Raw genomic sequence first — 10,194 nt, forward strand, 5'->3', positions numbered from 1 at the left:
GAGCTGGCGCTTGAGGTCGGCGGCAAGTTGCTCGCGTGTCACTTCGGTACGGGCGGCGCCGTCGTCGAGCAGGCGGGCGAGGTCGGCGTGGGCGAGGGCGCTGACGTCGCCGAGCCCGAGGGTGCCGAGGCTGTCCGAGGTGATGTACTGCTTGGCCCAGTGTCCGGCCTGCTTGGTCCAGTCGGCTGTGCGCTTGTCGCCCAGGGCCTTCGCGGCGAGGGCGAGCTCGGCGGCGCCGAATTCCATGTCGTCCTGCCAGGACGTCTCGGGGTAGAAGCCGTGGGGGAAGGCTGTGACCAGTTGGTCGCCGGGGTTGGTGTCGGCGAGGGCGTAGATGTGCGCGGCCTTCTCGAGTTCCTCGTGTGCCCGTTCGGGGTTCTCGGCGGCGTCCAGCTGCGCGGCCAGGCCGAAGGTGGCGGCGACGCGTCCGGCCAGGTTCGGGCTGATCGGCTTGCCGGGGGGTGCCGCGCGGAAGACCGGCCGGTGCTTGATCAGGTAGTCGGGGTCACCGGGCTTGACGTCGAGGGCGTCGTCGGCCTCCGGCAGTCGCCACACATCGTGGTCGGACCTGGTCTTGCCGCTGCCGTCGGCGGTGTCGCCCTTGCCGAGCCCGACCTGGACGTAGAGGGTGCGCGACCTGTCGTCCCACATCTTGTCGAGCCAGTCCAGCCCGTGGCGTGCCTCGGCGGACAGCTCCTTCCCGCCGACGGATGCGGTGCGCTGCGCGAGCAGGAGACTCGCGGTGGAGTAGGAGGCGGTGTGGGTGAACTTGAGGAAGTCACCGGCGTCGTTCCAGCCGCCCGAGACGTCGATCGGGCCGGCGACGCGCTTGAGCGGCGCGGTCAGCACCGTCTCGTCGTCGGCGTAGGCGGGGGTGTCGTAGACCGTGGCCTGGCGGTCCGCCAGGTGTGAGGGCCGGCGGCGCAGTTCCGTGGGGACAACGTCGGCGCCGTCGCGCTGGGCTTGGAAGAACCGGACGTTGTCCTGGATGAGCTTGCCGAAGAGTTCGTCCGCCGCGGCGATGTGGAACGTCGGGGAGACGGCGGTGACGGGCCCGAACACCTCGACCCGGTAGTCGCCGGGCTCGGTCAGAGGGGACAGGTCCAGGGTGTGAACGGCCTTGTACTTGCTGTTCCAGCCTCCGGCGGAGGAGCCGACCTTGCCCTTCAGGATCTCCTTCCCGGAGGCGTCGAGGACCCGGAAGGACGCCTTGGACGCGGAGACGGAGGTCATCAAATAGGCCTGCTTGGCCTCGCCGGGTGTGTAGCCGACCTGGTCGACGCGCACTACCGCACGCGGAGCGCCCGCCGCGAGGGAGTCCGCCCCCTGCGCGGACTGGACACAGTGGACGGCGAGAACGGTAGCGGCCACGCTGGCAGCGGTCATGCCGATGACGCGCTTACGGATACGAATCTTTGCCATGCCCGCAGACTGCCCTCCGGTCCATGAGGCGATCATGAGGCAGCTGCGGCACCTCCCGGCGCCGCCTTCAGGAGTTCCTTCGCCTCTGCCTCGCCACGGCGGCAGCAGGCGCGGCTCATCGGTCCCCGGCCCGGCTCATCGGTCCCCGGCCCGACCGTGAGTCGGGCGAGCGCGGGATTCCCACGGCCTCAGCGCCGCCCGATGGCCCGGCATAACGCCCTAATCACGATCACCCCGGCGTTCGCGTCCTTTTCGATCCATTAGGCTCGCCCGCCATGCGCGTACTTGTCCTCGAGGACGACCCCGAACTCGGCCCCGTGATCACCCGCGGTCTGCGTGAGGCAGGCTTCGCCGTCGACTTCGCCGCCGATCTCGCCGACGCCGACTTCAAACTTGCAGTCAACACCTACGACTGCATGGTCGCCGACCGTACCCTGCCCGACGGGGACGCGCTCACGCTCCTGGCCGCCCAACGCAGGGCCGGGTCCACCCTGCCCGTCCTGCTGCTCACCGCCCTCGACGCGGTCAGCGACCGCGTGGCCGGGTTCGAGCACGGCGCCGACGACTACCTCGTCAAACCCTTCGCCTTCGCCGAACTCAACGCCCGCGTCCGCACCCTGTGCCGTCGCGGTCAGCCCGCCCGACTGCCGGAACTGCGCGTCGGCAGCCTGGAGCTCGACCTGCCGCGCCGCAGAGTGCGGCGCGACGGTGTACTGCTCACTCTCACCGCCAAGGAGTTCGCGGTCCTGGAAGTCCTGATGCTGCGCGCCGGAGAGGTGGTCACCCGCACCGACCTCATCGAACGCTGCTGGGACGAGCAGACCGAACCGCTCTCCAACGTCGTCGACGTCCTCATAGGCCAGCTGCGCCGCAAACTGGGCCCACCCGAGCTCGTCCTGACCGTACGCGGCGTCGGCTACCGGCTCGCCGACCCCGCCACGGACCTGTGATGCGGCCCAGTCCCGCAGTCGCACGCCTGTACCGCGTCCGGTGGGCAACGACCCTGCTCTTCGCCGCCACCACCGCCCTGTGTCTGCTGGTTCTCTCCGTCCTGGCTGTGCGCACCGACGCCCGGTCCCGGACGAACGATCTCGACAACGACGTCAGCCGGCGGGCCGACGGCCTCGCCCGCACGCTCTACTACGACGCCGGCGTCCTGAACCTCAACGCCCTGGCGGAGGACGACCTGGCCCTGAGCGCGGAGCGGCTCGCCGTCATTCAGGCACCCGCACCCGGCCGGCCCCGGATCCGTCACTCGCCCACCGCGCGCGCCGCTCTTCCCGACCAGGCCGGACTGGACGACATCTGGAAACAGGTCGAACACGACCAGGAGACCGTCTTCGTCGCCACCGAGGCCGACGGCCGGGAAATCCAATGGGCCGCCTCCCCCGTCTGGGACGGCGACAGGATCGGCGCCGCCGTGCTGGTCGGAGCCGACCCCGCACAGAGCCAGGCCGCCCACAACCGCCTCGTCCGCCGGCTCACCCTCGGCTGCGCAGCCCTGGTGCTGGCAGCCGCCGCCATCGGACACCTCCTGTCCGGACGGGCCATGCGACCCGCACTGCGCGGACTCGAACAACAGGAACAGTTCCTCGCCGAAGCCGCGCACGAGCTCCGCACCCCGCTGGCCACCCTGCGCCTGGTGGTCGAAAGCGGAAGCACCTCCGCCACCCGGGCACCCGCCGCCCTCGACGAAGCGGTCCGCCTCATCGACCGCCTGGGCCGACTGGTCACCGGCCTGCTGGCCCGGGCCCGCGTCGAGGCCGGCACCCAGAAGATCGAGCTCACCCTGCTGCGACTCGACCAGCTGACCGAACAGACCGTCGAGGAACTGCCGGACAGCACCGGCGTCACCGTCACCACCGAGCCCACCATCGTCAACGGCGACCCCGAACTGCTCGCCCAAGCGGTCCGCAACCTCGTGGAGAACGCGCTGCGGCACGGCGGCGGCACCCCGGTCGACGTGAGCGTCACCCCCGGCCGCATCGCCGTACGAGACCACGGCCCCGGCGTACCGGCCGAGGACCGTAAACGGGTCTTCGAACGCAGCGTCACCGGATCAGATAGCAAAGGAACCGGCACGGGCCTCGCCATCGTCCGCTGGGTCGCCGAACTCCACAACGGCACCGCCCGGCTCTCCCCCGCCTCCGGCGGCGGCCTGCTCGCAGAACTCCTACTACCCCCGCACACCAGCAGCTGACACAACCCAGCAAGGCTCGCCGCCGGGCTGTCTCACGCAACGTATGCAGGGGTGCCGAGACTCCCCCGCGCAGGTCAGCGGCCTGCGCGGGGGTGAGGCGGGGTCAGGAGCAGCGCCACCAGGAGCCGCGCCGCTTCTCCTCGGCGGCCGCGGCTTCGGCGGCGGCGGGCGACGTCGGACCTCTGGCGTGCCCGGTAGGCGGCCTCGGCGGCGCGGTCGGCGACGTCGCAGCGGTGGCGCTCACGGCGCTGCGCGGGCTGGAGGACGGTGTCGTGGTCGGGGTCGTAGTCGAGCCTGCCGCGCCGTGGCAGGGCCAGGGCTCAACCGATTGGCGAGGGCCGACCTGCGGCGGGACGATGCAAGGGCCTGGATGAGACCTGAGCGGGCAACACACCGCGATCTACACGGCCGCAACGATCAGGAGAACGTCATGACCACCGAAGCCGACCTCGCCCGACACCTCCCGGACAACCAAATCGCCGGGTTCGCCGGGCACATCTACTCCCCGGCGCCAGTGCAGCGCTGAGCACAACCCTCCGCCCGCACACGGCCCACCAACCCTCCCACCGCCGGCGTTGTAGGGCGGGCTCCGCGGGGAGCCGGCCGACGCCGCTCACAGGACCCCGGGCTCGACCGGCGCTGACCCCAGTCGGCGGCTCACGCCGCCCCTCCCAGCACGCGTGCGCCCACTCGACAGCAGTCTCGCTCCTCAGAGGCACACACCCCGGGCACTCCAGCCGGTCCGGACCGGCCTTCTCCCACAGCTCCAGCCCCGAACCCTCCTCCCCACCGGTCGAACCCCGGCACGTCCAACACGGACGCAGCGAAGCGTTCGCCGCACGGGCGAGGACTGATACGGAGAGGTGTCCAAATGAAAGCGATCGTGGTGACGGACCAGGCCGCAGGAACGGCCGGGATGACGCTGACGGAGCGGCCCGAGCCGGAGCCGGCGATCAACGATGCCGTCGTTCAGATTCATGCGTCGGGATTCGTCCCGACCGAGATGGAGTGGCCCTCGACCTGGACCGATCGCCTCAAGCGCGACCGAACACCGTCGATCCCCGGACATGAGCTGGCCGGAGTGGTCACCGCCCTCGGCTACGGCACGGCGGGTCTCTCGGTGGGACAGCGCGTGTTCGGCCTCACCGACTGGCATCGCGACGGCACCCTCGCCGAGTACGCGGCCGTCGAGGCACGCAACCTCGCGCCGTTGCCGGGCGACGTCGACTTCACCGTGGGCGCTAGCCTGCCGATCTCAGGCCTCACCGCGTGGCAGGGCCTGTTCGAGCACGGCCACCTCCAGGCGGGGCAGAGTGTCCTCGCGCACGGCGCGGCCGGCGCAGTCGGGACGATGGTGACGCAGCTCGCACGAGAGGCCGGCGCCTACGTCATCGGCACCGGACGTGCCGCCGACCGTCAGAAGGCACTCGACTTCGGCGCCATGGAGTTCGTCGACCTCGACAACGACACCCTGGAAGACGTCGGCGAAGTCGACCTGGTCTTCGACGTCATCGGCGGCGACACCCAGAAGCGATCCGCACCCCTGATCCGGGCCGGAGGAATACTGGTGACCGTCGTTGGGCCGCCTGAGGCCCGGCCCACCCACGGCCAGGCGATCGACTTCGTCGTCGAGTCCGATCGCGCGCAACTGGGTGAGATCGTCCAGCGGGTGCGGGACGGACGGCTGCGGACGAACATCGGCAACGTCGCGACCCTCGACGATGCCGTCACCGCCCTCAACCCGACCGAACGACGCCAAGGGAAGACGATCATCCGCGTTCGTCCGTGAGGCCCCGGGGACAGCGCGGTCCTTCCGTCCTCGTAGATCAGCATCAGCCGTGTAGCGGTGTCGGGCGACCTGCTCGACGCCGACACGGTGGTCACGAGTCCGGTACGGATTGTCGCTTACGGACGGCAAGCCGCGCCGGGCGGCCTCCACCAGCGCGACCAGCTCCGGGCCGGGCGGCAGGTCCAGATCGACTCCGGCCGTCAGGGCCCGGCGCAGCCGAGCCACAGCAAGGCGGGCCTCGCTGAGCCTTCGCGCTGCCGACCTTGCCCGGCCCGCCTCCCCGGAGTCGGGCCGTCCCTCCCCGTCTCGCAACCGGCCCAGCACTCCCCCTCGCGAACCACGCACCCCGGAATCCAGGAGGACACCATGGGCTCGACCGCCGGTGTCATCGAAGGCCTCGATCCTTCGTCGGAGCAGATGGAGGAGACGGCCACTCACCACGGCATCTGACCTGCGGATTCACTCGGACTCCGCAGCCCCTCCTGTTGTCCCCGTCCACACCGGCACGCATGGTGATAGGGCAGCTCTTCCGCCCCAGCAAATCGGCTCAGCGACCAGGAGCATCCCCATGACCGATTTCTCGGCCCCCCGGCACGAAGCCCCCGTGAAGACCATCGCCTTCGTCCAGTACCCGGGCCTCACCCCGCTCGACATCGTCGGCCCACTGCAGGTCTTCAGCGAGCTGTCCCATCTCGTCCCCGGCTACGACACGGTCGTGGTCGGCGAGCGGATCGAACCGATGGCGACCGACACCCCGCTGTCCCTGATTCCCAGCCACACCTTCGAGACCATGCCCGACCCGTACGCGCTCATCGTGCCCGGCGGCACGGCCGCCACCCTCGCCGCGATGGCCGACGAGAAGCTGCTGGACAGGCTGCGCACCGCAGCCGCACGCTCCGAGATCGTCGGCTCCGTGTGCACCGGCTCGCTGCTGCTCGCCGCCGCCGGTCTCCTGGAAGGCCGCCGGGCCAACTCGCACTGGATGTACCGCAACCTGCTGGCCAAGTTCGGGGCGATCCCGGTGGCCGAACGCTGGGTCCGGGACGACAACGTCATCACCGCCGCCGGAGTGTCGGCCGGCATCGACCTGGCACTCCACCTCGTCGACGAACTCGCCGGCCACGACATCGCCCGCAAGGTCCAGCTGTTCATCGAGTACGACCCCAAGCCCCCGTTCGGCCCGATCGACTGGGAAGCCGCCAACCCCGGCCAGTACGCCCCCCAGGGCCAGAAGCGTCTTCGCCAGGCCCTCGCCGACCATCCCGCACTCCTGGAACGCCTGGCCGACTGACCGAACTCCCGAAGGCTCGGCGCAGCCGGGCGCCGGGCGGACGAGGGTGGTGTCGGCAGTCAGGAGCCGGCCTTTCGGATCGTCAGGACGAGGGTGGTCGGGGCGGCTCAGTCCCCGCGCTCCTCCACAACACCGGCCGCTTCCCGAACACGTCATGCGCCCGCCGGGCCGCCTCCCCGCCGCGCAGGCCGGCCCGCTCCCCCGCCGACAGATCCCTGCGCACCACCCGCTGCAGAGCCTGCAGCGACGGAACGGAGGTGGTGGGATCACCGGCGTCCCGGGCAGCGGGCTCACGGTGACCGCGGCGACGTTCCCGCCCCAGAACGCCAGCAGACGCCGAACCTCCTGGGTGACGAGCTCCGCTCCCGCGGCCGGGCCGAAAGACGCCCCTCCGCGCGGGCCGCGGCCACCCGATACCGGACCGCCCGCTCCGTCACCCCGTCGTGGACGCCACCAGGCGTACATGAGTGGTCGTCAACTCGCCCAGGCTGTGAGGACGGTGCGCGGGCGTCGGCCCACCAGGTGGCCGCGTGGAAGTTCGCCGAGGTCCAGTCGTGGACGACGCCGGAGGAGTTGCCGGGTGAGGTCCGCGACGAGATCGACCGCCTCAACGGCAGGCCCGACTCCACCGGCCGCTGCCCGGCCGCCGTCGCCGTGTTCCGCGCCGAGCCGAGCGAGGAGCGGCGCGCGGCGCTGCGGGAGGCGTACCTGGTTGTCCCCGAGCATCTGCGCCGCTACGCGCTGGGCGACATGGACTCCAAAGACTGGCCGCTGAAGGTCCTAGCCGCCGGCCCCGGGGCGCGCCTGCCCGGTGGCGGTCCGGTCACGGTGGGGCCGGCACCAGCCGGCCCCACCACCGGCCTTCCGGCAGCCGTCATAGCAGGTGGCGGCAGAGTCCCGGGGCATCACGAGGGTGGCCCGGTCGGCCCGGCGCCCGCTGAAGGGGCTCAGAGCTGCCGCGCCTGCTCCCGCTCGGCCTCGGCGGCGAGGTACACCTCGTTGATCACGGCCCGCAGGTACGGCGTCCCGTGCATCCGGCCGGCCCCGGTGTGGGCCTGGTAGAGGCGTAGCGCCATCAACTCCCAGAGCGGCTCGCGTGCGCGTACCAGCTCGCGCAGTTCCCGGTGCAGCTCGGCCGTGGGCGTCTTCGGCCGCGCGGCCTTCGGGACGGATCCCTCGGCGGTGGTTTCCACCTCCCAGCGGCCGACGCTGTCGACCACGACCAGGCCGGGTCCCTCGACCCAACGCTGGCCGCGTGCCTCGCCGATCCCGTTGGCGACCAGATCCGCGGCGAGGCCGCCGAGGAACCCGCCGAAGCGCGGCGGCCGCCGCTCGCCGGCGGCGTCGACGTACCCGATGTAGGAGTTCTCGTCGTTCGTCAGCGCCTGCGCGCGCAGCAGCCGCGCACCGCGTCCCGCGCAGCGCAGTACCACGGGGCCCTGCCCGCGCAGCCTGCCGGTGACCTCGGGCGCCTCGGTGGTGGGCGCCAGCCGCAGCGTCCACTTCGCCTTGGGATCGCAGGCGACATTCAGGTGGGTGATCCCGATGGGCAGTAGGAAGACGCCCTGGGCGGTTCCGGTGAGCTTCCTGCCCTCGAAGCTCTCGGTCGCGGCCTCGGTGCGGCTCACGAAGTCAAGATGCGAACGGTCGCCGAGAAGCGAGAGGTTCTCGGTCGGCGGGCGCACGGAGAACTCCACCAGGGCCGGGCGGCCGGGCTCGGGGCGGTCCACCAGCACTTCGGCCGGCCCGGTGCCGCGGAAACGGAACCGGGCGGCGGAGCGGGTCGGGTGCCGTTCCCAATCGGACCGGGCGAGCTCGTCCGGCGTGGCCAGCTCCAGCGGGACCGGCTCGCCTCGACGCAGTGCGCTCAGCCGCACCAGCGCCGCGCGTCCGTCGCCGAGCGCCGCGAACACGCGGCGGGCTCGGTGCCCGCCAGGGGTGCGCAGCGCCGCTTCGGCCGCCGCCAGAGCGAGCCACGCGTCCCGCCGCTCCGCGGCGATCGCCGCGGCTTCGGCCGTAGCGGCGGCCCTGTCCTCCGGGGGAGCGGTCTCGGCCAGCCGCCTGCGAAAGCCGACGACGGCGTCGGCCAGTTCGGTCGTCTCCGCGCGAACGCCGGCCAGCTCGCCGAGGGCGCTGCGGCCCTGCTGGAGCGCCTGGGCGACCAGCTGCTTGCGGTCCGGCTCGCTGCCGCGCGCGGCCGCTGCGGCGACCCGGAGCGCGGCGTCGACGCGGTCGACGCCCGCTGCCAGCACCGGGTCGGCCGCGCACTGCGCCTCGGACGGCCGGGCCAGGGCCATATCGCGCTGGAAGGAGGCGATATCGCGGCTCAGCTTCCGGGACAGCTGCTTCGCCTCGTCGGCCAGCTTGGCCTGTTCCCGCTGCCGCTCCTTCCGGTCGCGCTCCAGCTGCCGGGCGGCCTTCTCCCGGCCCGCCTCCAGCGTGCGCAGCCCGGCCTCGCCGTCCCTGACCGAGGCGCGCACCGCGGGAAGCCGCTCGCCCGGCACGGTCGCGGTCGCGGCCGCCGCGGCTCGGTGCAGCGCCTCCTCGACTTCGCGGATCGCGTCGAGCAGCTGCTCCGGCAGCGCGACGCCGTCCTCGGGCTCCGCCGGGAGGAGGCCCGCGCGGGCCAGGTCCAGCCGTTCGCGCAGCGCGCCGATCAGCGTGGCCATGGTCCGCTCCTCGGTGTGCCGCCGGTTCACCTCGTCCAGCGCGGTGCGCGCGGTGTCCAGCGCCGAGGCCACTGTCCGGACGCGGTCCCTCGCGCCCCCGGCCGCCACCTCGACGGCGCGCGCCAGCGCCGTCTCGGCGCGGGTGAGCGCCGCTTCGGCGACGGGGTCGGCAGCGGGCAGGCGGCAAGCGGCAAGGGCCTCGCGCAGTGTGTCGATCGGGGCCCACAGCCGCGCCTCCTTCCGACGCAGCTCGGCGAACCGGCGCAGCACCTGCCGGCCCGGGTGCAGTTCCGCGAGGACGGCCTGGCGCTCCGCCGCCCGGCGCAGATCCGCGGTGGCCGCGCGGTCCAGGGCGTTCTGGTACGCCGTCCGGGCCCGGTCCAGGAAGTCCGCGGCGATCAGGTCAGCCTCGGTGACGGGCCGCGCGTCCCCGACCCCGTCGCCCGGTCCACCCTCGGTCGCCTCACGCAGCTCCGCGCCGAACACGCTCAGCGCCTCACCCACCGCGGCGGCCGACACCGCATCCTCCGCCGACAGTCCCGGCTCCACGGGCTCCGGGCGCTCCACGAGGTCCTGGGGTTCCGAAGACGTTGCGGATTCCAAGGACGTCGGGGACGCTGCGGATTCAGCGGACACCGTGGGGTCGGACGATCCCGTCGATCGCCGTCTGCCCCATCGACCTGTCAGAAACCCGCCACTCATCAGCCGTTCCCCCCGTCGCACGCGACCAGCGCCGCCACCCTACCCACACCGACGGGCCCCGAAAAGATCTTCGCCGCCTGCTTGACCGGCTGCTGCGCGACGAGGTCGATCAGCTCCTCCG

At 72.3% G+C, this 10,194-nt stretch carries 7 protein-coding genes; 5 read left to right on the forward strand and 2 right to left on the reverse strand.

Translation table 11 applies throughout. The features are described from left to right. Positions 1-1,422 (reverse strand): glycoside hydrolase family 9 protein (locus ACFQ87_RS41520; RefSeq protein ID WP_380616152.1); only part of this gene is annotated, 1,422 nt, incomplete at its 3' end. Between the two features lie 275 nt (positions 1,423-1,697). On the opposite strand from ACFQ87_RS41520, the gene ACFQ87_RS41525 reads away from it, so the two are divergent. The 5 genes from ACFQ87_RS41525 to ACFQ87_RS41545 all read left to right on the forward strand — a co-directional run bounded on the left by ACFQ87_RS41525 (position 1,698) and on the right by ACFQ87_RS41545 (position 7,764). After that, a complete protein-coding gene (locus ACFQ87_RS41525) occupies positions 1,698-2,372 on the forward strand; it encodes a winged helix-turn-helix domain-containing protein (RefSeq protein WP_380616153.1) in 675 nt (224 codons plus the stop codon). Further along, positions 2,372-3,622 (forward strand): sensor histidine kinase, encoded by a 1,251-nt coding sequence (locus ACFQ87_RS41530; protein WP_380616154.1) that lies wholly within the window; start codon positions 2,372-2,374, stop codon positions 3,620-3,622. Before ACFQ87_RS41525 ends, ACFQ87_RS41530 begins: the two co-directional genes overlap by 1 nt. Before the next feature lie 871 nt (positions 3,623-4,493). After that, the gene (locus tag ACFQ87_RS41535; protein ID WP_380616155.1) at positions 4,494-5,411 is read left to right on the forward strand and encodes an NADP-dependent oxidoreductase; all 918 of its coding nucleotides are present in this window, start codon (positions 4,494-4,496) and stop codon (positions 5,409-5,411) included. Between the two features lie 568 nt (positions 5,412-5,979). Further along, positions 5,980-6,702 carry a DJ-1/PfpI family protein gene (locus ACFQ87_RS41540; RefSeq protein ID WP_380616156.1) on the forward strand — a complete coding sequence of 241 codons (723 nt, stop codon included), beginning with the start codon at positions 5,980-5,982 and terminating at the stop codon, positions 6,700-6,702. A 522-nt stretch (positions 6,703-7,224) separates the two neighbouring features. Next, positions 7,225-7,764, forward strand: coding sequence for a hypothetical protein (locus ACFQ87_RS41545; protein WP_380616157.1), 540 nt, complete (start codon positions 7,225-7,227; stop codon positions 7,762-7,764). On the opposite strand, the gene ACFQ87_RS41550 is transcribed toward ACFQ87_RS41545, so the two are convergent. After that, complete coding sequence (locus tag ACFQ87_RS41550; RefSeq protein WP_380616158.1) at positions 7,650-9,920, reverse strand: hypothetical protein; 2,271 nt, start codon at positions 9,918-9,920, stop codon at positions 7,650-7,652. The genes ACFQ87_RS41545 and ACFQ87_RS41550 overlap by 115 nt on opposite strands. Positions 9,921-10,194: the final 274 nt, after the last annotated feature.

Origin of the sequence: Kitasatospora sp. NPDC056531 (genome assembly GCF_042794375.1) — a bacterium.
GTDB lineage: Bacteria > Actinomycetota > Actinomycetes > Streptomycetales > Streptomycetaceae > Kitasatospora.

What these genes read in the sequence shown, in the direction of transcription:
- ACFQ87_RS41530 (WP_380616154.1), top strand. Translation starts at nt 2,372, where the DNA reads ATGCGGCCCAGTCCCGCAGTCGCACGCCTGTACCGCGTCCGGTGGGCA.
- ACFQ87_RS41535 (WP_380616155.1), top strand. Translation starts at nt 4,494, where the DNA reads ATGAAAGCGATCGTGGTGACGGACCAGGCCGCAGGAACGGCCGGGATG.
- ACFQ87_RS41525 (WP_380616153.1), top strand. Translation starts at nt 1,698, where the DNA reads ATGCGCGTACTTGTCCTCGAGGACGACCCCGAACTCGGCCCCGTGATC.
- ACFQ87_RS41540 (WP_380616156.1), top strand. Translation starts at nt 5,980, where the DNA reads ATGACCGATTTCTCGGCCCCCCGGCACGAAGCCCCCGTGAAGACCATC.